Source organism: Actinocorallia sp. A-T 12471 (assembly GCF_033875155.1).
Classification (GTDB): Bacteria; Actinomycetota; Actinomycetes; order Streptosporangiales; family Streptosporangiaceae; genus Actinocorallia.
In genome coordinates this window covers 162,339-182,805 of record NZ_JAWZTE010000002.1, presented here as the reverse complement: position 1 = coordinate 182,805, position 20,467 = coordinate 162,339, and the positions used below count along the sequence as shown (strand labels likewise).

21 protein-coding genes are annotated in these 20,467 nt (G+C 69.8%); 18 read left to right on the top strand and 3 right to left on the bottom strand.

All coding sequences use genetic code 11. The features are described 5' to 3' along the window. Positions 1 to 10: 10 nt before the first annotated feature. The 10 genes from R9X44_RS06015 to R9X44_RS05970 all read left to right on the top strand — a co-directional run bounded on the left by R9X44_RS06015 (position 11) and on the right by R9X44_RS05970 (position 9,504). Positions 11 to 631 (top strand): ANTAR domain-containing response regulator, encoded by a 621-nt coding sequence (locus R9X44_RS06015; protein WP_319812969.1) that lies wholly within the window; start codon positions 11 to 13, stop codon positions 629 to 631. A gap of 194 nt (positions 632 to 825) precedes the next feature. After that, positions 826 to 2,001 (top strand): branched-chain amino acid ABC transporter substrate-binding protein, encoded by a 1,176-nt coding sequence (locus R9X44_RS06010; protein ID WP_319812968.1) that lies wholly within the window; start codon positions 826 to 828, stop codon positions 1,999 to 2,001. Between the two features lie 80 nt (positions 2,002 to 2,081). Next, a complete protein-coding gene (locus R9X44_RS06005) occupies positions 2,082 to 3,092 on the top strand; it encodes a branched-chain amino acid ABC transporter permease (RefSeq protein ID WP_319812967.1) in 1,011 nt (336 codons plus the stop codon). Then, positions 3,089 to 4,303, top strand: a complete 1,215-nt coding sequence (locus tag R9X44_RS06000) for an ABC transporter permease subunit (protein ID WP_319812966.1) — start codon at positions 3,089 to 3,091, stop codon at positions 4,301 to 4,303. Before R9X44_RS06005 ends, R9X44_RS06000 begins: the two co-directional genes overlap by 4 nt. Beyond that, on the top strand, positions 4,300 to 5,220 hold the full coding sequence (locus R9X44_RS05995; RefSeq protein ID WP_413774912.1) for an ABC transporter ATP-binding protein: 921 nt from the start codon (positions 4,300 to 4,302) through the stop codon (positions 5,218 to 5,220). The genes R9X44_RS06000 and R9X44_RS05995 overlap by 4 nt, the downstream gene beginning before the upstream one ends. Further along, positions 5,210 to 5,983 (top strand): ABC transporter ATP-binding protein, encoded by a 774-nt coding sequence (locus R9X44_RS05990; RefSeq protein WP_319812965.1) that lies wholly within the window; start codon positions 5,210 to 5,212, stop codon positions 5,981 to 5,983. Before R9X44_RS05995 ends, R9X44_RS05990 begins: the two co-directional genes overlap by 11 nt. Positions 5,984 to 6,064: 81 nt before the next feature. After that, positions 6,065 to 6,961, top strand: a complete 897-nt coding sequence (locus tag R9X44_RS05985) for an ABC transporter substrate-binding protein (RefSeq protein WP_319812964.1) — start codon at positions 6,065 to 6,067, stop codon at positions 6,959 to 6,961. Beyond that, the gene (locus R9X44_RS05980; protein WP_319812963.1) at positions 6,961 to 7,902 is read left to right on the top strand and encodes an amino acid ABC transporter permease; all 942 of its coding nucleotides are present in this window, start codon (positions 6,961 to 6,963) and stop codon (positions 7,900 to 7,902) included. Before R9X44_RS05985 ends, R9X44_RS05980 begins: the two co-directional genes overlap by 1 nt. A gap of 47 nt (positions 7,903 to 7,949) precedes the next feature. Beyond that, positions 7,950 to 8,765 carry an amino acid ABC transporter ATP-binding protein gene (locus R9X44_RS05975; protein ID WP_319813577.1) on the top strand — a complete coding sequence of 272 codons (816 nt, stop codon included), beginning with the start codon at positions 7,950 to 7,952 and terminating at the stop codon, positions 8,763 to 8,765. Positions 8,766 to 9,237: 472 nt separating this feature from the next. After that, the gene (locus tag R9X44_RS05970) at positions 9,238 to 9,504 is read left to right on the top strand and encodes a hypothetical protein (protein WP_319812962.1); all 267 of its coding nucleotides are present in this window, start codon (positions 9,238 to 9,240) and stop codon (positions 9,502 to 9,504) included. Positions 9,505 to 9,507: 3 nt separating this feature from the next. Here R9X44_RS05970 and R9X44_RS05965 read toward each other — a convergent pair whose 3' ends face one another. After that, positions 9,508 to 10,140, bottom strand: a complete 633-nt coding sequence (locus R9X44_RS05965; protein WP_319812961.1) for a Uma2 family endonuclease — start codon at positions 10,138 to 10,140, stop codon at positions 9,508 to 9,510. A 245-nt stretch (positions 10,141 to 10,385) separates the two neighbouring features. Beyond that, entirely contained in the window at positions 10,386 to 13,064 is a 2,679-nt protein-coding gene (gene polA, locus R9X44_RS05960; protein ID WP_319812960.1) for a DNA polymerase I, read from the bottom strand. Between the two features lie 71 nt (positions 13,065 to 13,135). Between polA and R9X44_RS05955 the strand changes: the two genes are divergently transcribed. Then, positions 13,136 to 13,558, top strand: coding sequence for a hotdog fold thioesterase (locus R9X44_RS05955; protein ID WP_319812959.1), 423 nt, complete (start codon positions 13,136 to 13,138; stop codon positions 13,556 to 13,558). 13 nt (positions 13,559 to 13,571) lie between these two features. Here R9X44_RS05955 and R9X44_RS05950 read toward each other — a convergent pair whose 3' ends face one another. After that, on the bottom strand, positions 13,572 to 14,096 hold the full coding sequence (locus tag R9X44_RS05950) for a serine hydrolase (RefSeq protein ID WP_319812958.1): 525 nt from the start codon (positions 14,094 to 14,096) through the stop codon (positions 13,572 to 13,574). A gap of 140 nt (positions 14,097 to 14,236) precedes the next feature. Between R9X44_RS05950 and R9X44_RS05945 the strand changes: the two genes are divergently transcribed. The 7 genes from R9X44_RS05945 (at position 14,237) to R9X44_RS05915 (ending at position 20,090) form a co-directional block, all read left to right on the top strand. Next, complete coding sequence (locus tag R9X44_RS05945) at positions 14,237 to 15,382, top strand: efflux RND transporter periplasmic adaptor subunit (protein ID WP_319812957.1); 1,146 nt, start codon at positions 14,237 to 14,239, stop codon at positions 15,380 to 15,382. Then, positions 15,379 to 16,113 (top strand): ABC transporter ATP-binding protein, encoded by a 735-nt coding sequence (locus tag R9X44_RS05940; protein WP_319812956.1) that lies wholly within the window; start codon positions 15,379 to 15,381, stop codon positions 16,111 to 16,113. Before R9X44_RS05945 ends, R9X44_RS05940 begins: the two co-directional genes overlap by 4 nt. Beyond that, the gene (locus R9X44_RS05935; RefSeq protein WP_319812955.1) at positions 16,110 to 17,375 is read left to right on the top strand and encodes an ABC transporter permease; all 1,266 of its coding nucleotides are present in this window, start codon (positions 16,110 to 16,112) and stop codon (positions 17,373 to 17,375) included. Before R9X44_RS05940 ends, R9X44_RS05935 begins: the two co-directional genes overlap by 4 nt. 8 nt (positions 17,376 to 17,383) lie before the next feature. Continuing rightward, the gene (locus tag R9X44_RS05930) at positions 17,384 to 17,992 is read left to right on the top strand and encodes a hypothetical protein (protein WP_319812954.1); all 609 of its coding nucleotides are present in this window, start codon (positions 17,384 to 17,386) and stop codon (positions 17,990 to 17,992) included. Between the two features lie 11 nt (positions 17,993 to 18,003). Further along, on the top strand, positions 18,004 to 18,426 hold the full coding sequence (locus R9X44_RS05925) for a PT domain-containing protein (protein ID WP_319812953.1): 423 nt from the start codon (positions 18,004 to 18,006) through the stop codon (positions 18,424 to 18,426). A 233-nt stretch (positions 18,427 to 18,659) separates the two neighbouring features. After that, on the top strand, positions 18,660 to 19,478 hold the full coding sequence (locus tag R9X44_RS05920; protein ID WP_319812952.1) for an efflux RND transporter periplasmic adaptor subunit: 819 nt from the start codon (positions 18,660 to 18,662) through the stop codon (positions 19,476 to 19,478). Between the two features lie 69 nt (positions 19,479 to 19,547). Beyond that, entirely contained in the window at positions 19,548 to 20,090 is a 543-nt protein-coding gene (locus tag R9X44_RS05915) for a hypothetical protein (protein ID WP_319812951.1), read from the top strand. Positions 20,091 to 20,467 lie beyond the last annotated feature (377 nt).

Here is a 20,467-nt window from a genome sequence, read left to right as displayed (position 1 = left end):
CGGTAGTCTCGTGCGCGTGAGCGAGAGTGCCAAGCGAGTTGTCATCGCCGAAGACGAGGCCCTGATCCGGCTTGACCTCAAGGAGATGTTGGAGGAGGACGGGTACCGGGTTGTGGGGGAGGCCGGGGACGGGGAGACGGCCGTGAAGCTGGCTTCGGAGCTGCGGCCCGATCTGGTGATCCTTGATGTGAAGATGCCGATTCTCGACGGCATCTCGGCGGCGGAGCGGATCGCGGGGGAGCGGGTCGCGCCCGTCGTCATGTTGACCGCGTTCTCGCAGCGTGAGCTGGTGGAACGGGCGCGGAGCGCGGGGGCGATGGCGTATCTGGTGAAGCCGTTCACCAAGGCCGATCTCGTGCCGGCGATCGAGATGGCGGTGTCGCGGTACGACGAGATCCGGCAGCTCGAGTCGGAGGTCACGACGCTCAAGGACAGGTTGGAGACCCGCAAGGTCGTGGATCGCGCCAAGGGGCAGCTCCAGGCGCAGCACGGGTGGAGTGAGCCCGAGGCGTTCCGCTGGATCCAGAAGACGTCGATGGACCGTCGGCTGACCATGCGGAAGGTCGCCGAGGCGGTGCTGGACAGCGCGGTGCGGCCGGAGCCGGAAGCCGAGCCGAAAACACAGGAATAGTAATTCCTCACTTTTGTGGTGTTACATCCCGGTTTCGGATATTTGCCGTTGGTAGCGGCAAGGTCACGACTGTGCATCACGACGGATGGGAAACGGCTCTGGCCTGGTGTTCCTGATCGGCGTTCAGTACGTTTCCGCCAATCAGTCCCACGTGGGTCGTCGCGCTGCGCCGACCCGGTGAAGGAGCCAAAGGCATGAAACTTGGAACGTCCGCTCTCCGCCTCATCGCGGTGGCCGGTGTCGCGAGCCTCGCGCTGACCGCATGCGGCGGTGGCGACGACTCAAGCGGCGGCGGCGATGTCTCCGAGGTCTCGATCGGACTCATGGGCGACCTCACCGGTGAGAACTCCGGCATCGTGCTGCCGATCAAGAACGCGGCGGAACTCGCGATCGAGGAGTACAACGCGACGAACCCCGACACCAAGATCAAGCTGATCCCCTATGACAGCCAGGCGAAGCCGGAGCAGGCGACCGCTCTTGCCAAGCAGGCCATCAAGGAGGACAAGATCGTCGGCCTGATCGGCCCGGCGTTCTCCGGTGAGTCCGCGCAGGTCGGCCCGGTCCTCGAGGAGGCGAAGGTGCCGAGCGTTTCGGCCTCCGCCACCAACGCCGACCTCGCCGAGAGCGGCTGGAAGTACTGGCACCGCGTCATCGCCGACGACGACGTCCAGGGCGCCGGTATCGGCAACTTCATCGTCAACGGCCTGTCCGCCAAGAAGGTCTTCATCATCGACGACAAGTCGACGTACGGCCAGCCGCTCGGCGCGACCGTCAAGACGACCGTCGAGGCCGGCAGCGCGAGCAGCCAGACCGACTCGATCGACGCGAAGGCGTCGGACTACTCCTCCACCGTCAACAAGGTGAAGGCGTTCGCCCCCGACGCGATCTTCTTCGCGGGCTACTACGCCCAGGGCGGCAAGCTGCTCAAGCAGCTGCGCGAGGCCGGCGTCGACGGCAAGTTCCTGTCGGCCGACGGCTCCCTCGACCCGGGCCTGGCCAAGGGTGCGGGCGGCAAGAACGCCGAGGGCGCGCTCATCGGCTGCCCCTGCCTGATCGACCCCGAGGGCTCCGCGGGCGACGCGTCCAAGAAGTTCGCCGACGCCTACAAGACCAAGTTCGGCTCGCCGACCGCGATCTACTCGGCCGAGGCTTACGACGCCGCGTCGGTGTTCATCAACGCCGTCAAGGCCGGCAACGTCACCGCCGAGGACATCAACAACTGGATCGCCAGCGCCGACTTCCCCGGCGTCAGCAAGCAGATCAAGTTCCAGGAGAACGGTGAGATCGCCGCGGACGACGTCTACATCTACAAGGTGACCGGCGAGACCCTGCCGCTGCTGGGCAACGCCAAGGAAGCCAAGGTCGAATAGTCCCGCGACGCAGACGTGGAGGGGCGGGAACGCGGTGACCCCGGGTTCCCGCCCCTTCTTCACGAAGGTGTGACTCTCTCATGTTCGACAGCGTGTTCGGCGGCCTCTGGGACAGGTTCCTGGCGTCGTCCGACCAGTTCCTGAGCCAGTTCTGGCCCGCCACCGTGGACGGGCTGTCCCTCGGCTCGATCTACGCCCTCATCGCCCTCGGCTACACGATGGTGTACGGGGTGCTGCGCCTCATCAACTTCGCGCACTCCGAGATCTTCATGATCGGCACCTTCACCTCCCTCGCGGTGGTCGGCGCGTTCGGCTTCTCCGAGATCGGCGGCGTCGCGCTCATCGGCGTCGTCCTGCTGCTCGCGCTCGCGGGCGGCGTCGCGTCGGGCGCGAGCGCGGTGGCGTTGGAGTTCCTCGCCTACCGGCCGCTGCGCAAACGCGGCGCGTCACGGCTCGCCGCGCTCATCTCCGCGATCGGCGCGTCGCTGTTCCTGCAGCAGCTGTTCGCGCGCGTCCTGATCCCCTGGTGGTTCGACGTCCCCAAGGAGAAGGGCGCGCTGCCCGTCCAGGGGCACTTCGTCGTGCGCGAGGACGTGATCGCCATCGGCGACTTCGTCGTGCGCAACGACAAGCTGATCATCTTCCTCGCGGCGATCCTCATGATGATCGGCCTCGACCAGTTCATCACCAGGACCAAGCTCGGACGGGGCATCCGCGCCACCGCGCAGGACCCCGAGACCTCCGTGCTGATGGGCGTCAACATCGACCGGATCGTCACCGCGACGTTCGCGATCGGCGGCGCGATGGCGGGCGCGGCGGCGGCCCTGTACTTCATGCGGTTCGAGGAGACGAACTACTTCGTCGGCTTCCTCCTCGGCATCAAGGCGTTCACCGCCGCGGTGCTCGGCGGCATCGGCAACCTGCGCGGCGCGCTCGTCGGCGGCCTCACCCTCGGCCTCATCGAGATGTACGGCTCGGCCTTCTTCGGCTCCGAATGGAAGGACGTCGTGGCGTTCTCCGTCCTGGTCCTCGTCCTCATGTTCCGTCCCACCGGCATCCTCGGTGAGTCACTTCAGCAGGCACGCGTATGAGCACCTTCGACAAGGCCAAGCCCGCCGCAAGGGTCAGGCAGCAGCCACTCAAGATCGTCACCGGCGCGGTCGGCGACGTGCTCGACGGCATCCGCGACTGGTGGGCGGGCCAGCCGGGCCCCGTCCGCTGGACGATCTACGTCGCGCTCATCGTCGGCGCGTTCCTTCTCCCGCATTCCGGGATCGGCTCCTTCATGTCGCCGCACTCGGACTGGCAGAGCATCCTGTTCTATCCGATCGGCGGGTACATCCTGCTGGCGATCGGCCTGAACGTCGTCGTCGGGCAGGCGGGCCTGCTCGACCTCGGCTACGTCGCGTTCTTCGCGGTCGGCGGCTACACCATGGCCGTCCTCGGCAAGATGTACGGCTGGAGCTTCTGGGAGATCATCGTCATCGGGATCGTCCTGGCGGCGCTCTCGGGCATCCTGCTCGGCGCGCCGACGCTGCGGCTGCGCGGCGACTACCTGGCGATCGTCACGCTCGGCTTCGGTGAGATCATCCGCATCACCGCGACGAACACCGACGCGATCGGCGGCCCGAACGGCATCGCCGGCATCCCCCACCCGCCGAACCTGACGGACTGGGCCGTCCCGACCAACGCCCTCACCGAGGCCCTCGACCTCGACGGGCTCAAGCCCTTCACCTACGGGGCCCTGGACACGCGGCCGTACTACTACCTCCTGGTAGTCGCGATCGTCCTCACCATCGTCTTCGCCAAGCGGCTGGAGAAGAGCCGGGTCGGCCGCGCGTGGGCCGCGATCCGCGAGGACGAGGACGCCGCCGAGCTCATGGGCGTGCCGACGTTCAAGTTCAAGCTCGCGTCGTTCGCGATCGGCGCGGCCTTCGGCGGTCTCGCCGGTGTGCTGTACGGCTCGCAGGCGACGTCGATCATCCCCGAGGACTTCCCGTTCATCCTGTCGGCGACGATCCTCGCCGCGGTCGTGCTCGGCGGTTCGGGGAACATTCCGGGCGTCATGCTCGGCGCGTTCATCATCGCGTGGATTCCCGAGCGGGTCCGCGGCGTCGGCGAGTACCGCATCCTGGTGTTCGGCGCGGCGCTGGTGATCATGATGGCGTTGCGTCCGGAGGGCATCCTGCCGTCCCGGCAGCGCAAGGCCGAACTCGCCGAGGGCACCGGAGGCATGGGGTCGCTCGGCGCGGAGGTCGGCGGTCCCGGCGGCTCCGACGTGGAGATCGAGGTGAAGAAGTGACCGACAACCCCACCGGCAACCCCGCCGAGCGGGCGGCGCAGCCGTCCGGGCAGCCGCTGCTCGAGATGCGCGAGGTCGTCATGCGGTTCGGCGGCGTCACCGCGATCAACAAGCTCGACCTGACGCTGCGCGAGGGCGAGATCTTCGCCCTGATCGGCCCGAACGGCGCGGGCAAGACGACGGTCTTCAACGTGATCACCGGCGTCTACCGGCCGACCGAGGGAAGGGTCGACTTCGGGTCGAACTTCCTGGTCGGCGCGTGGAAGCGCGACCGCTTCCCGCGGCTTGGCCGCGGCGACGGGATCGGCGCGCTCGCCCACTGGGCGGCCACGCGGTTCCAGCGCGACCCGAACAAGAAGCGCTACCAGGTCACCAAGGCCGGCGTCGCGCGGACGTTCCAGAACATCCGGCTGTTCCACAACATGTCGGCCATCGAGAACGTCATGGTCGGCGCGGACGCCCACCACCGGACGGGTCTCGCCGGCGCGGGCCTCGGCCTGCCCTGGCACCGCAACGAGGAGCGCGACGGCCGCGCCGAGGCCCAGCGGCTGCTCGACTTCGTCGGGATCGCCCACCGGGGCCACGAGGCCGCCAAGAACCTCCCGTACGGTGACCAGCGGCGTCTGGAGATCGCGCGGGCGCTGGCCACAAGGCCGAGGCTGCTGCTGCTCGACGAGCCCGCCGCGGGCATGAACCCGGCGGAGAAGGTCGCGCTCCAGGACCTCATCCGCAAGATCCGCGACACCGGCGTCACCGTCCTGCTCATCGAACACGACATGCGTCTCGTCATGGGCATCAGCGACCGCGTCGCGGTGCTCGACTTCGGCACGAAGATCGCCGAAGGACTGCCGCGCGAGGTCCAGGACGACCCCCGGGTCATCGAGGCGTATTTGGGAGCCCCCGCCGATGCTTCTTGAGATCGAGGACATCCGCGTCCACTACGGCAAGGTCGAGGCGCTCAAGGGCATCTCGCTCGAGGTCGCCGAGGGTGAGATCGTCACCCTCATCGGCGGCAACGGCGCGGGCAAGACGACGACGCTGAAGACCATCTCCGGGCTGCGCAAGCTCTCGGCCGGACGGATTCGCTTCGACGGCTCCGACATCTCCAAGATGCCGGGCCACAAGCGGGTCCTCGCCGGGATCGGGCAGTCCCCTGAGGGCCGCGGCGTCTTCCCCGGCATGACCGTCGAGGACAACCTCCTTATGGGGGCCTACAGCCGCCGAGGCAACTTCGACAAGGACCTCGCCGAGGTCTACGAGCTGTTCGAGCGGCTCGCCCAGCGCAAGACGCAGATGGGCGGCACCATGTCGGGCGGCGAGCAGCAGATGGTCGCCATCGGCCGCGCCCTCATGGCCAAGCCGAAGGTGCTGCTGCTCGACGAGCCGTCGATGGGTCTCGCGCCGAAGCTCGTCCAGCAGATCTTCTCGATCATCGAGGAGATCAACCGGCGCGGCACCACCGTGCTGCTCGTCGAGCAGAACGCGCAGCAGGCGCTCAAGCTCGCCCACCGGGCCTACGTGCTGGAGACCGGCAAGGTCGTGAAGTCCGCGCCCGCCGCGACCCTGCTCGACGACCCAGAGGTGCGGGCCGCGTACCTTGGCGGAGAGTTGCCGTCTGAAACGGCCGCCGCCGAGGAGCCCGGATCGCCCGATTCCGCAGCACCGCCCAGCAAGGCATAGGAGAGGGGCCGCCCCCGGGCGGCCCCCTTCGAACGTTCCAAGTCTCCGTCGTACGTAGTACTAACTGAAGGAGAGCGCGCCGTGAGATCCCCCAACCCCCGCCGTACCCTGGCCGCCGGGACCGTCGTCCTGGTCGCCGCCCTCGGCCTCGCCGCCTGCGGTGACGACGCCGCCGACACCAAGCCGTCCGAGGCCGCGGCCCCCCTCGCCTCGGTCGACCAGGCCCTCGCCGACGCCGTCCCCGCCGACATCAAGGCCGACGGCAAGATCGTCATCGGCGTCGACTCGTCGTACGCGCCCAACGAGTTCCTCGACGAGGACGGCAAGACCGTCAGCGGCTGGGACGTCGACCTCTTCGACGCCGTCGCCGCCAAGATCGGCCTGAAGACCGAGTGGGTCAGCAGCAGCTTCGACGGCATCATCCCCGGCATCGGCTCCGGCAAGTACGAGGTCGGCGTGTCCTCGTTCACGATCAACGCCGAGCGGCTGACCCAGACGTCGATGGTCAGCTACTTCAGCGCAGGCACCCAGTGGTTCGGCAAGGAGGGCGCGACGATCTCGCCCGACGACGCCTGCGGCAAGAAGATCGCCGTCCAGGCCGCCACCGTCCAGGTCGAGGACATCGAGGCGCGCTCCAAGGCGTGCACCGACGCGGGCAAGCCGAAGATCACGATCGACCAGTACCAGGGCCAGGACCAGGCGACCGCCGCCGTCGTGTCCGGCAAGGACGAGGCCGGCCTCGCCGACTCGCCCATCGCCGCATACGCCGTCAGCAAGGCCCCCGGCCTCCAGCTGCTCGGCGACATCTACGACGCCGCGCCCTACGGCTACGTCCTGAAGAAGGACTCGCCGTTCGCGCAGGTACTCGCCGACGCCGTCAAGGCGATCATCGCGGACGGCTCCTACACCAAGGTGCTCACCGAGTGGGGCGTCGAGGGCGGCGCGATCACCGACCCGGCGGTGGACCCGGCCCCCTGATGAAAACCCAGGATGACGGACGGGCCCGGCCCGAGCCCATCAAGGCCGTGCCCGTCCGGCACCCCGGACGCTGGATCGCCGTCGCGGTCCTCACCGTCCTCGGTGCCCAGTTCATACACATGCTCCTCACGAACGACCAGTTCATGTGGGGCTACATCTTCGACAACGCCTTCAACCCGCCGGTCCTCGAGGGCGTCCAGACCACGCTGAAGCTGACCGTCGGCGCGATGGCGATCGGCATCACGCTCGGCGTCGTGATCGCGGTGATGCGGCTGTCGTCGAACCCGATCCTCAGCGGCGTCGCGTGGCTGTACACGTGGTTCTTCCGCGCGGTCCCGCGCATCGTGCTCGCCGTGCTGTTCGGCAACATGGGCGTCCTGTACTCGCACTACACGGTCGGCTTCCCGTTCTCCGGGCAGATCGCCGACCTCCTCGGCGTCGACCTTAACGGGACCCTGTTCTCCGTCGACGCCAACAAGATCCTCCTGCCGATCTTCGCGGGCCTGCTCGCGCTCGCGCTGTCCGAGGCGGCCTACATGGCCGAGATCATCCGCGCGGGCATCCAGTCCGTCGACCCCGGGCAGTCCGAGGCCGCGGCGGCGCTCGGCATGTCGCGTCCGCTGGTGATGCGGCGGATCGTGCTGCCGCAGGCCATGCGGGTCGTCATCCCGCCGACCGGCAACGAGACGATCGCGATGCTCAAGGACACCGCGATCCTCGCCGCGGTGCCCGTCACGAACGAGCTGTTCTTCCAGCTCGACGCGATCGGCAACCGCGAGTTCCGGCCGTTCCCGATGCTCGTCGCCGCGTGCCTGTGGTACCTGGCGCTCACCAGCGTCCTGATGGTCGGCCAGTACTTCCTCGAACGCCGCTTCTCCCGGGGCCACGCGCGCACCGGACAGGCGAGGACGCGGCTGCGCATCCTCGGAAAGGACCACTGATGCCCGACCGTCCGGACGACGCCGCGACGTCCCCTGGGCGTCCGGGGATGACGGAGTTCGAGCTCGCGGAGTCGGGCGAGCCGGACCCGTCGGCGGGGAGCGACGCGCCCATGGTCAGGGCCGAGGACGTGCACAAGAGCTTCGGGCGCACCGAGGTGCTGCGCGGGATCGACCTCGAGGTCGAGCGCGGCGAGGTGATGTGCGTCATCGGCCCGTCCGGGTCGGGCAAGTCGACGTTCCTGCGCTGCATCAACCACCTGGAGAAGATCAACGCGGGCCGGCTGTCGGTCGACGGGCAGTTGATCGGCTACCGCGAGAAGAACGGGAAGCTGCACGAGCTGTCGGAGCGGGAGATCGCCGCGCAGCGCCGCCAGATCGGCATGGTGTTCCAGCGCTTCAACCTGTTCCCGCACAAGACCGCGCTCGAGAACGTCATGGAGGCGCCGCTCAAGGTCCGGCGCATCCCGCGCGACAAGGCGCGCGTCGCCGCCGAACTCCTCCTCGACCGCGTCGGCCTCGCCGACCGCGCCAGCCACTACCCGTCCCAACTCTCTGGCGGCCAACAACAACGCGTAGCGATAGCCCGCGCCCTGGCGATGGAACCCGCCCTCATGCTCTTCGACGAGCCCACCAGCGCCCTGGACCCCGAACTGGTCGGCGAAGTCCTCGACGTCATGAAAACCCTCGCCCGCGACGGCATGACCATGATCGTCGTCACCCACGAACTAGGCTTCGCCCGCGAGGTCGCCGACACCCTCGTCTTCATGGACGAAGGCCGCATCCTAGAACAGGGCCCCCCACCCACCCTCCTCACCACCCCCACCCACCCCCGCCTCCGCGACTTCCTCTCCAAAGTCCTCTAACCCCCGTGACCACCCCAACGAAAGCGCCCCAGATACCCAGCCCCCGTAGCCCCGACCCCATACCCGCCCGACTGAAGGGGAGGGGGAGGTTATGGGGAGGGTGGGGTGGTTTGGGGTGGTGGTTCTGTTGGTGGGGGGTGTGGTGGTGGGGTGTGCGGAGGGGAGGGAGGGGGTGGGGCGGGTGGTTGATACTTCGGTGTTTGGGTTTGCGGAGGGGGATTATGTGATGTTCGGGTCGCCTGCGGAGAATGCTGAGGCGTGGGATGTTGTGGTTTCGGGGGTTGTTGGGGGGTTTGCTGAGGGGCGGACGCATTTGACGGCGGGTGGGGCGCCGGTGCACAAGGTCGTGGTGCGGGTGGGGGTGGTCGAGAGGCTTAAGGGGGATGCGAAGTACGGGGCGGATGGGAACGTCTATGTGGAGGTGTGGGGTGGGACGGAGGCGGACGCCTCGCGTTTCGCCAGGGCGGTTCCGGTGGGCACGCCCGTTGTGGTCTTCAGCACCGATGTGCCGGCCGTCGAGGCCGACCTGGGTGAGGGGGACGGGCATCCGCCCGGGACGCCGCTGCTGACCGGCATCCACCCGCAGACCCTTTTCTTCGAGGGCGTCCCGGCCGCCACGCCCAAGGCCGCTCCGACCGTCCTCCCCGCCCAGGACACCCTCGCGTCCTTCGGCCCCGCCTGGACCGGCATCCACACCCTCACCGACCTCCTCACCGCCATCCGCCCCGCCCTCAACTGACCCTCACTCGACCCCTTCGTCCAGGTCCTCCCAGGTGAGGTGGACCTCCACGGGGTCGGTGGTCGTCAGGGCGGGGGTGTGGGAGCGCAGGGAGATGCCGTCGGGCGTGTAGGTGTCGTCGGACATGAGGCGGAGGCGTTCGATGGAGGCGACGGGGCCGTCGTCGCGGGCCATGCGGACGATCCAGTAGTGGGGGATGCCGAGGGCGGCGTACTCGGCGCGTTTGTCGCGTAGGTCGGCGGTGACCGTGCCGGGGGAGACGACCTCGACGACGAGGAGGGTGTCGGCGACGGTCGGCTTCTTCTTCCAGCGGCCTCGCGGCTCCTTGACGCAGCGGTACACGATCGCGTCCGGCCTGCGGAAACTGAAGGGGACCTCTGAGACGAGCATGTCGAGGGTTCCGCTCGCGCGTAGGGACAGTTCGTCCTGGGGGTGCTTGGCGACGGCGGCGCGAAGCGCCTGCTCGATCGTTCTGGAGACCGTGATGTGGTTGGGCGAGGGGGACTCGCGGAAGGCGATCATGCCGTCTTTGATCTCGACCCGGCGGGCGATGTGCTCCGGCATGGCCAGGTACATGTCGAGGTCCACTGAAGGGGGGACCCGCATGAGGGAGGGCCAGTCGTATGGCTCGCTCATGCGACGGACGCTACCAGGCGAACGGGCGGGGAGCCGCGCGATCGGGTGGGAGAAGGGGAGGGGCCTGGAGACGCCTTTGGGGCCGCGTGTTCATGCGTTTTCTACTCGGCGTTCCAGGCCCGTTCGGGCAACGGTAGCGAGAGGGGTGGGGTGGTGCAAAGGTGGTGGGGGAAGGGTGACGTGGGACACGGTGGGATATCGCGGACGGTGATGGTGGGGGCTGTTGCGGGGCCCGGTGGTGACGGTCAGTGGGCGGCGTCGAACCAGGTGCGGCCCGTGCCCATCGAGACGCGCAGCGGGGCGCGCAGGGCGTAGGCGGCGTCCATCTGGGTGCTGACGAGTTCCTTGAGGGCTTCGGTCTCGCCGGGGGAGACCTCGAAGATGAGTTCGTCATGGACCTGCAGCAGCATCCGCGACTTCAGGCCGGATTCGCGCAGCGCGCCGTCGACGCGGATCATCGCGACCTTGATGATGTCGGCGGCCGAGCCCTGGATGGGGGCGTTGAGCGCCATCCGCTCGCTCATCTCGCGGCGCTGCCGGTTGTCGGAGTTGAGGTCGGGCAGGTAGCGGCGGCGGCCGAGGATGGTCTCGGTGTAGCCGTCGCGGCGGGCGTCGGCGACGACCTCGGCGAGGTAGTCGCGCACGCCGCCGAACACCTCGAAGTACTCCTCCTTCAGCCCGCGCGCCTCCCCGGGGGAGATCCGCAGCTGCTGGGACAGGCCGAACTCAGAAAGGCCGTAGGCCAGCCCGTAGTTCATCGCCTTGATCTTGCTGCGCAGCTCGGGCGTGACGCTGTCGAGCTCGACGGAGAAGACCTTCGCCGCGGTGATGGTGTGGAAGTCCGCGCCGGACTCGAACGCCTCGATCAGCGCCTCATCCCCGGAAAGGTGCGCCATGATCCGCAGTTCGATCTGGCTGTAGTCGGCGGTCAGCAGGCACTCGTACCCCGGCCCGACGGTGAACGCCTCGCGGATCTGGCGGCCCTCGTCGGTACGGGTCGGGATGTTCTGCACGTTCGGGTCGGTCGAGGACAGCCGTCCGGTGGCCGCGACTGTCTGGTTGAACGTGGTGTGGATGCGGCCGGTCTCGTCGGCGAGCGGCATCAGGGAGTCCACGATGGACTTGAGCTTCGACACCTCGCGCCAGCGCAGGATGCGTTCCAGGACGGGGTGGCCGTTCTTCTCCAGCAGGCCGGTGAGGGCCTCGGAGTCGGTGGTGTAGCCGGTCTTGGTGCGCTTGGTCTTGGGCAGGCCGAGTTCGTCGAACAGGACCTGCTGCACCTGCTTGGGCGAGCCGAGGTTGAACTCGTGGCCGACGGCGTCGAACGCGTTCTGCTCGACCTCCTTGGCCTGCCCGCCGAGCGAGGCCGAGAGGTTCGCCAGGTGATCGTGGTCGATGGCGATGCCCGCCCGTTCCATCCCGGAAAGGATGGGGATGAGCGGCTGCTCGAGTTCGACGAGCAGCCGGCCCGCGCCGCGCCGCTCGAGTTCGGCGTCCAGCGCCTCGGACAGGTCGACCACCGCGCGGGCCCGGACGGCGAGTTCCTGGGCGGCGTCGTCCTCGTCGGAGCCGTCGAGGGTGAGCTGGCCGTTCTGCTCGGCCTCCTCGCGCAGCTCGCGGTGCAGGAAGCGCAGCACCTGCTCGCCGAGGTCGTAGGAGCGCTGGTCGGGCGCGACGAGGTAGGACGCGAGCGCGGTGTCGGTGACCCCGGCGAGGGTGAGGCCGCGCGCGGCGAACGCGAGGCCGGGGCCCTTGGAGTCGTGCATGGTCTTGGGCCGTGACGGGTCCGCCAGCCACGCGGCCAGGGCCCGCTCGTCCTCAGGGCCGAGCGCGGCGGGGTCGAAGTGCACGGCAGCGCCCTCGGCGTCGGCCAGCGCGACCGCCGTCAGCTCGCCGGTGCCGCGCCCCCACCGCCCGGCCACCGCGACGCCCACGCGCCCGCTCCGCGCCGCCAGCCAGTCGCCCAACGCCCCCGGCGACAGCTCGGCAAGCTCGACGGTGAAGCCCTCCTCGGCCTCGACCACGTTCTCGGAGATCGTGTTGAACAGCCGCTCGCGCAGCTCACCCCGGAACTCAAGGGTGTCGAGCAGCGCCTGGATCTCCGCGCGCTCCCAGTCGCCGACGGTCAGGTCGGCCGGGTCGCAGTCGAGCTCGACGGAGGTGTCCAGCTTGTTGATCTGCTGGTTGCGGATCACCTCGCCCAGATGCTCGCGCAGGCTGTCGCCCGCCTTGCCCTTGATCTCGTCGACCCGGGTGATGAGGTTGTCGAGCCCCTCATAAGCGGTGAGCCACTTGGCGGCGGTCTTCGGCCCGACCCCGGGCACGCCCGGCAGGTTGTCGCTGGTCTCCCCGACGAGTGCGGCGAGCTCGCGGTAACGCGCGGGCCCGACCCCGTACTTGGCCTCGACGGCGGCCGGGTCCATCCGGGCCAGCACCGAGACGCCCTTCACCGGGTACAGCACGGTGGTGTTGTCGTCGACGAGCTGGAACGCGTCGCGGTCGCCGGTGACGATCAGCGTGCGCATCCCCTCGCCCGACGCCTTCACCGCGAGCGTGGCGATGAGGTCGTCGGCCTCGAAGCCGGACACCGACAGGTGCCTGATGCGCAGCGCGTCGAGCATCTCCTGGATGAGCTGGACCTGGCTGCGGAACTCATCCGGCGTCTTGGCGCGGCCCGCCTTGTACTCGGTGTAGGTGGTGTGGCGGAACGTCGGCTCGGAGCGGTCGAAGCAGACCGCGACGTGGGTCGGCTTCTCGTCCCGCAGGACGTTGACCAGCATGGAGGTGAAGCCGAACACCGCGTTGGTGTGCTGCCCCGTGGTCGTCGAGAAGTTCTCCACCGGCAGGGCGTAGAAGGCCCGGTACGCCAGGGAGTGCCCGTCGAGCAGGAGCAGGGTCTGAGGGGTCGGTTCCGCGTTAGCCACACGCAGAGCCTAGTCTCGGTCGGTGACAGTTTCCGGCAGGAGCCGGAACCGAGCGGCGGGAGTTGAGGCCGGTGGACGCAGAGACGACGCGGTCGTTGAAGGCATTCTTCGCGAAGGGCGGCGGGGACCTCGGCAGCACGATGGGCATCGAGATCCTCGAGGCGTCGGCCGACCGCGTGGTCGGCAGGATGCCGGTGAAGGGCAACACCCAGCCTTACGGGCTGCTGCACGGCGGGGCGTCCTGCGTCCTGGCCGAGACGCTGGGGTCGGTGGGCTCGGCGCTGCACGCGGGCGAGGGCAGGATCGCGGTGGGCGTGGAGATCAACGCCACCCACCACAGGTCGGCGACCGAGGGCTTCGTGACGGGCGTCGCGACCAAGGTCCACGGCGGCCGCAGCCTCGCCACCTTCGAGATCGTGATCACCGACGACGCGGGCCGCCGGGTGTGCACGTCACGCCTCAGCTGCATGCTCCGCGACGCCCCCCAGGGCTGACCCGGGAACGTTCCTAGGCGATCCCCCGCGCCACCGCGCGCGCGACGTGCTCGACCGTGGCGACCCCCTCGGCCATCGACGTGCTCCGCTCGGAGATCACCGCGATGAGGTAGTCGTGTCCGTGGCCCGTCACGCGGCCGACGCTGTTGACGGTCCACAGGCCGCCGTGCACGGGCCGGGGGAGCCACCCGTTCTTGAGCGCGACGTCGTCGCCGGTCTTCGCGGCCGCGCTGACGCCCCAGGCTTGGCTCGCCGTGACGCCGCCCATAAGGCCGAGCACGTATGCGCGGCCGGCCTTGGAGAGCTTGCTCGTCCGGGAGACGAGCGCGGTGAGGAGCCGTACCTGGTCGGCGGCGCTCGTGGTGGTCGCGCCCCATGCCGAGGACACCGTCGTCTGGGTGAGCCCGAGCCTGCGGTTGGCCGCGGTGAGCCCGGCCGCGCCGCCGACGGAACCGAACAGCGACGTCGCCGCCGCGGTGTTCGCGCCCGTCACGTGTCCCAGAGCCAGCACCGCCGTCAGCAGGATTGGCGGAATCATTCCAAGGAACGGTCCGGTACCCGGATGAGGGGTTCCTTAAACGCGGGTCGCGGGTTTGATGAGGGCGCGGCGGTGGATCTCATGTGACTTTCACGTGGGGATCACGGGCGGCCCAGACGGCGTCGGCAGCCTCAGCCGACATGAAATCCCTCATCAAACGCCGGGGCGTGCTGGTCAACGGCACGCTCGGCGTGCTGCTTGCCGGCGGCGTCGGCGTCGCCTACCTGTCCCTCGGGGACGGCGCGCTGTTCGGGGAGGACGAGCCGGCCTCCGCGTCAACGAGGACCGTGACGGTCTCGCGCGGCGACCTGACGGCGTCGGTGTCGGCGTCCGGCTCGGTCGAGAGCGCCAAGTCGAGCGCGCTTTCCTTCGCCGGTTCCGGCACCGTTGACGAGATCTACGTCAAGGTCGGCGACAAGGTCGCCAAGGGCCAGAAGCTCGCGATCCTCGACCAGACCGAGGCGCTGGAGAACCTCGAGGCGGCCCAGGCGAACCTCGCGGTCGCCGCCGACGGCGACACCGACTCCACGCAGGGCTACGCCCAGTACGTCCAGGCCAAGAACGCGGTGCGGAGCGCGCAGCGGACCCTTGACGGCACGGTCATCTACGCGCCCTTCAAGGGGACGGTCACCGCCGTGAACGGCGAGGAGGGCGGTTCGTCCTCCGGCTCCTCGGGCTCGTCCTCGGCCGGGACGGCGGGGGCGTCCGCGTCGTCCGGCTTCATCGAGATCGCCAACCCCAGCAAGCTCAAGGTGGACGGCGACTTCACCGAGGCCGACACCACCGAGCTGAAGGTCGGGCAGAGCGCGACAGTGACGTTCAACGCGCTCAGCGGGGTCACCGCCGAGGGCAAGGTCACCGCGATCGACACCGAGCCGACCACGACCAACAACGTGGTGTCCTTCTCGGTGACGATCACGCTGACGTCCAAGCCCGCCAAGGTGCGGATCGGTCAGACCTCGACGGTCACCGTGGTCACGTCGGAGGCGAAGGACGTGCTCTACGTCCCGTCGGCGGCGGTCAGCACGGCGGGCGGCCAGAGCACGGTCACGGTCGTGCGGAACGGGACGACGTCGGTCGTCACCGTGGAGACCGGCATCGCCGGCACTTCGGGCACCGAGATCAAGTCGGGCCTCGAGGAGGGCGACACGGTCCAGGTGGCGAGCACCGGAACGTCGGGCAGCACCGGGAGCGGCTTCCCCGGCGGCGGCATGGGCGGCGGGTTCCCCGGCGGCGGTGGCGGCTTCACCGGAGGCGGCGGGTTCGGCGGCGGTGGCGGCCGATGACACCCCCTGTCCTCGACGTGCGGGGCGTCACCAAGGTCTACGGCCAGGGCGAGACGACCGTGCACGCGCTGCGCGGCGTCACCCTCCGGGTCGAACGCGGCGACTACGTCGCGATCATGGGCCAGTCCGGCTCGGGCAAGTCCACGCTGATGAACATCCTCGGCTGCCTCGACGTGCCCACCCAGGGCCGCTACCTGCTCGACGGCACCGACGTCGGCGTGCTCCAGGAGGCGCAGCTGTCGATCCTGCGCAACCGCAAGATCGGCTTCATCTTCCAGTCGTTCAACCTCATCCCCCGAATGAGCGCGCTTGCGAACGTCGAGCTCCCGCTCGCGTACGGCGGCGTGAAGGCCGCGGAAAGGCGACGCCGTGCTATGGCGGCCTTGGAGATGGTCGGCCTTGCCGACCGTGTACGGCACGAGCCCAACGAGCTGTCAGGCGGACAGCAGCAACGCGTCGCCGTAGCGCGCGCGCTGGCCACGTCGCCGTCTTTGCTGCTCGCCGACGAGCCCACCGGCAACCTCGACACCCGCTCGACCCACGACGTGCTCGACATCCTCGACCGGCTGTCGACCAGCGGCAGGACCATCGCGCTCATCACGCACGAGGACGAGGTCGCCGCGCGGGCCAAGCGCGTCCTGAAGCTCGTGGACGGCGACGTCATCGAGGACCGGCGGCAGGCGCCCGTCGAGGGCCCGCCGCCCGCCCTGCTCGCGGGAGGCGCCCGGTGAACCTCCTGGAGATCCTCAGGTTCGCGCTGCGCGGACTCGGCGCGAACAAGCTGCGCAGCGGCCTCACCACGCTCGGCATCCTCATCGGCGTCGCGTCGGTGATCCTGCTCGTCGCGGTCGGCAACGGCTCGTCCGAGGCGATCAAGAGCAGCATCAGCTCGCTCGGCGCGGGCTCGCTCACGGTGTCGTCGTCCACGACGGGACGCGGCGGCGGGGGAGGCGGCGGTCAGTTCGGCGGGGGCGGCAGCACCACGTCGAGCGGCCCGCGCACCCAGGCCAAGCAGCTGACGGTCGAGGACGCCGAAGCCCTCGTGGACGCCGAGAACGCGCCGAGCGTGGAGAGCTCGTCGCCCGTGGTGAACGCCAACTCCGTCACCACCACCTACGCCACGACAAGTCACGACATCAGCCAGTTCATCGGTACCTATCCCGGCTACTTCAAGGCGGCGAACAAGACAGTCGCCAAGGGCGAGGCGTTCACCGAGGCGCAGGTGGACTCCCGCGCGCGGGTCGTGGTGATCGGCCAGACGGTCGCCGACGAGCTGTTCGGGACGGTCGACCCGGTAGGCAAGAAGATCAACGTCGACGGCACGGCCTTCACCGTCGTCGGCGTGCTCGCCGCGTCCGGCTCGTCCTCGACCGGCTTCCAGGACGCCGACGACGTCGCCATCGCGCCGCTCACCGCCGTGCAGGGCACCCTGACGAGCTACGGCTCGCTCAGCCAGATCGTCGTGCAGGCCAAAAGCGCCGACGTGGTCGACGCCGCCCAGGAGGAGATCACCGAGATCCTCAACCAGCGGCACGAGATCACCGGCTCGACCGCCGACTTCACCGTCTACAACCAGGCGTCCGCCCAGGAGGCCGTCGCCGACTCCAGCAAGACCTTCACCGTGCTGCTCGCGGCGGTCGCGGCGATCAGCCTGCTCGTCGGCGGCATCGGCGTCACCAACATCATGCTCGTCACCGTCACCGAGCGGACCCGCGAGATCGGCATCCGCAAGGCGATCGGCGCGCCCAAGGGCGCGATCCTCGGCCAGTTCGTCGCCGAGGCGACGATCCTGTCGGTGCTCGGCGGGGTCCTCGGCGTCGTGGTCGGGGTGGTGGGCAGCCGGTTCGAGATCGTCGGCGTCAAGCCGGTGATCATGCCGTCGTCCATCGCGCTGGCGCTCGGCGTCTCGGTCGCGATCGGCCTGTTCTTCGGCAGCTATCCCGCCAACCGCGCGGCAAACCTGCGGCCCATCGAGGCCCTGCGACACGAGTGAGGAACCCCATGAGCAAGGCACGACGCGGCGGCGACCCCTCCGCCACCCGCACGGACGCGACCGACGCGCCGCGCAATGGCGTCGAGGTCCTCGACGCCAGCCCCTTCGCGGGCGACCTCGACGCCGACCTCGCGCCGCGGCCCGCGCGGCGGAAGCCGACGCCCGCGGTGTTCCTCGTCGCGGGGATCGTCGCGGTCGCCGGGTTCATCGGCGGCGTCCAGGCGCACAAGACCTGGGGCGGTTCGGATGCCGCGACGGGCGGCGCGCCGAGCGCGTCCGGGCAGCGGCAGGGCGGCTTCGGCGGCGGGGGAGGCGGCGGTCTCGGCGGCGTCACCTCCGGGACCGTCACGAAGGTGAAGGACGGCGTCATCACGCTGAAGACGTCCGACGGCGGGACCGTCGAGGTCAAGACCGGCGACGACACCGAGATCACGCTGAGCGAGAGCGGCACGGCGGCCGACCTCGAGTCGGGCGCGAGCGTCGTCGTGCGCGGCGAGACCGGCGACGACGGCGTCGTCACGGCGACCTCCGTCAGCGAGGGGTCCGGCGCGTCCGGGTTCCCCGGTGGTGGCGGTGGCGGTGGCGGCGGCGGCATGCAGGCACCCGGCCAGAACTGAGGAGACCCCCCATGAACAAGATCGTGCGTATCGCCGGCGGCCTCGCGCTCGCCGGAGTCCTCGCCCTGACCGCGGCCTGCGGCGGCGACGACGCCTCGGACGGCGCCCAGAACGGCGACTTCGCGGCCTTCCAGGAGTGCCTTGAGGACAAGGGCGTCTCCCTTCCCCAGGGCGGCGGCATGGGCGGGGGCATGGGCGGCGGCGGGCAGCGCCCCACCGACGCGCCCAGCGGCCAGCCGACCGGACGCCCCACGGACCGCCCGAGCGGGCAGCCGACGGCCCGCCCCTCGGGTATGCCCTCCATGTCCTCCGAGCAGCAGTCCGCCTTCCAGGAGTGCTCCTCCCTGATGCCCCAGGGCGGCGGCGGCTTCCCCGGCGGCGGCCAGGGCGGCCCCGGCGGCCGGCCCGACGGCGGCGAACAGGACGGCAACTAACGATGCAGTCCCCCAACAACCCCAACCCCGAAATCCCCAACCCCGAGAGGTCCAACCCCGAGAGGTCTAACGCTGAGAGCCACAACACCAAGAGTCACGGCATTGAGAGATCGAGCGCCGAGAGATCGAGCGCCGAGGGATCTAGCGCCGAGGGATCTAGCGCCGAGGGATCTAGCGCCGAGAGGTTTAGCGCCGAGAGGTTCGGAGTTAAGAGGTTTGGGAGGGGCCGGGTTGTGGCGCTCGGCGTTGCCGGGGTCCTAGTGCTGGGCGGGGTGACCGGCTGCTCGGGCGGCGGGGGAGGCGCGGACGCGGCCGAGCCGTCGGCCGCCGCGACCGCGACCGCGCCCGCGACGGCGGCGGCCGAGGAGGGCGCGGTGTCGGCGTCCGGCACCGTCGAGAGCGCGCGCGTGCGCACCCTCGCGTTCGCGACGGGCGGCGTCATCACCGCGGTCAAGACGAAGGCCGGTAAGAAGGTCGCCAAGGGCGCGCTGCTGGCGACGGTCGACGCGACTGTGCCGACCGAGTCGCTCAACGCCGCCTACACCGCGTACGTCGCCGCGCAGGACAGCTACGCCGACGCGAAGAAGGACCAGAAGAAGCAGCTGTACGCCGCGCTGGTCCAGGCCCGTAACGCCTACCGGAAGGCGCAGCGTGAGGTCGAGGGCACGAAGATCTACGCGCCCTTCGCCGGGACGGTCACCTCGGTGGCCGCGACCGTCGACGCCGAGGCCGCGGCGGGCTCGACCATGATCACGCTGACTGACATGCGGAACCTGCGGGTCACCGCGGACTTCAGCGAGGCGGACGCGACGCTGCTCAAGGAGGGCCAGAAGGCGACGATCACGTTCGACTCGCTGGGCGAGAGCGTCAAGGGCAAGGTGCTGACCGTCGCGCCGACGCCGGTCAGCGCCGAGAGCACGAGCGCCGGGGGAGGCGGCTTCCAGCAGTCGTCGACGTCGGTGGTCAGGTACGAGGTGCTCGTGTCGCTGGGGTCGCGGCCCGCGAAGATCCGCGCGGGCATGCCCGTCACCGTGGAGGTCGCCACGGGCTGAGCCGATCTCTCATCCTCCTCTCATCGGGGCCTCACCGATCACCCAGACGACGGCCCGATGCTGCCAGCCATGTCCGAGCCCATGAGCCCGCAGGAACTGCTGGAGACGTCCCCGTACGAGGAGACGCTTGAGGAGGCCCTCGCCGCGCACCCGCCCCGGGCCAAGCTCCCCGTCGCGACCCTTGTCCTGGGGGCGGGCGTGGTCGCCGTCGCCGGGTTCATCGGCGGCGTCTACGCCGACAAGCAGTGGGGCGACCCCGCGACGCCGCAGGCCGCACAGATCCCGCAGCGCGGAGGGTTCCCCGGCCAAGGCGGCTTCCCCGGCGGCGGCCAAGGCGGCGGCCCGATGGGCCAGGGAAGGCCGAACGCCCAGACGGGCGGCGGAGGCTTCGGCGGCGGCGGAGGCTTCGGCAACGTCACCGCGGGCACCGTCGCCAAGGTCTCCGGGAACACCGTCGAGGTCAAGACCTCAGACGGCAAGACCGTCAAGGTCGAGATCACCGACCAGACGACGGTCACCACCACCAAGCCCGGCACCATCAAGGACCTCAAACCGGGCACGACCATCACCGTGCGCGGCAACCAGATCTCCGCCCAACCCACCCCCCGCTGACCAACCCCCACACCCCAACCCCCGCACGCCTTCCCGCCGCCACCGCCCGACCGCCCTGAACTCGCCCGGCACGCACACGCCCGACGCCGTCGGCGTGCGACCGCCCTGTACTCGCCCGCACGGGTGCGCCCGACGGCGTCGGCGTGTGACCTGTGTTGGGCTCGCTCGCACGCGTGCGCCTGACGGCGTCGGCGTGTGACCGCCCTGTGCGCGCCCGCACGGGTGCGCCTGACGGCGTCGGCGTGCGTCCTGTCTTGGGCTTGCCCGCGCGCGGTCGCGATGTCGGCGTGTGGCCGGTGTGGGCTCGCCCGGCACGGGTGGGGGTGGCGGGGTTGGCGTGGGTCGTGTGTTGGGCTTGTCCGGTATGGGGGCGTGGG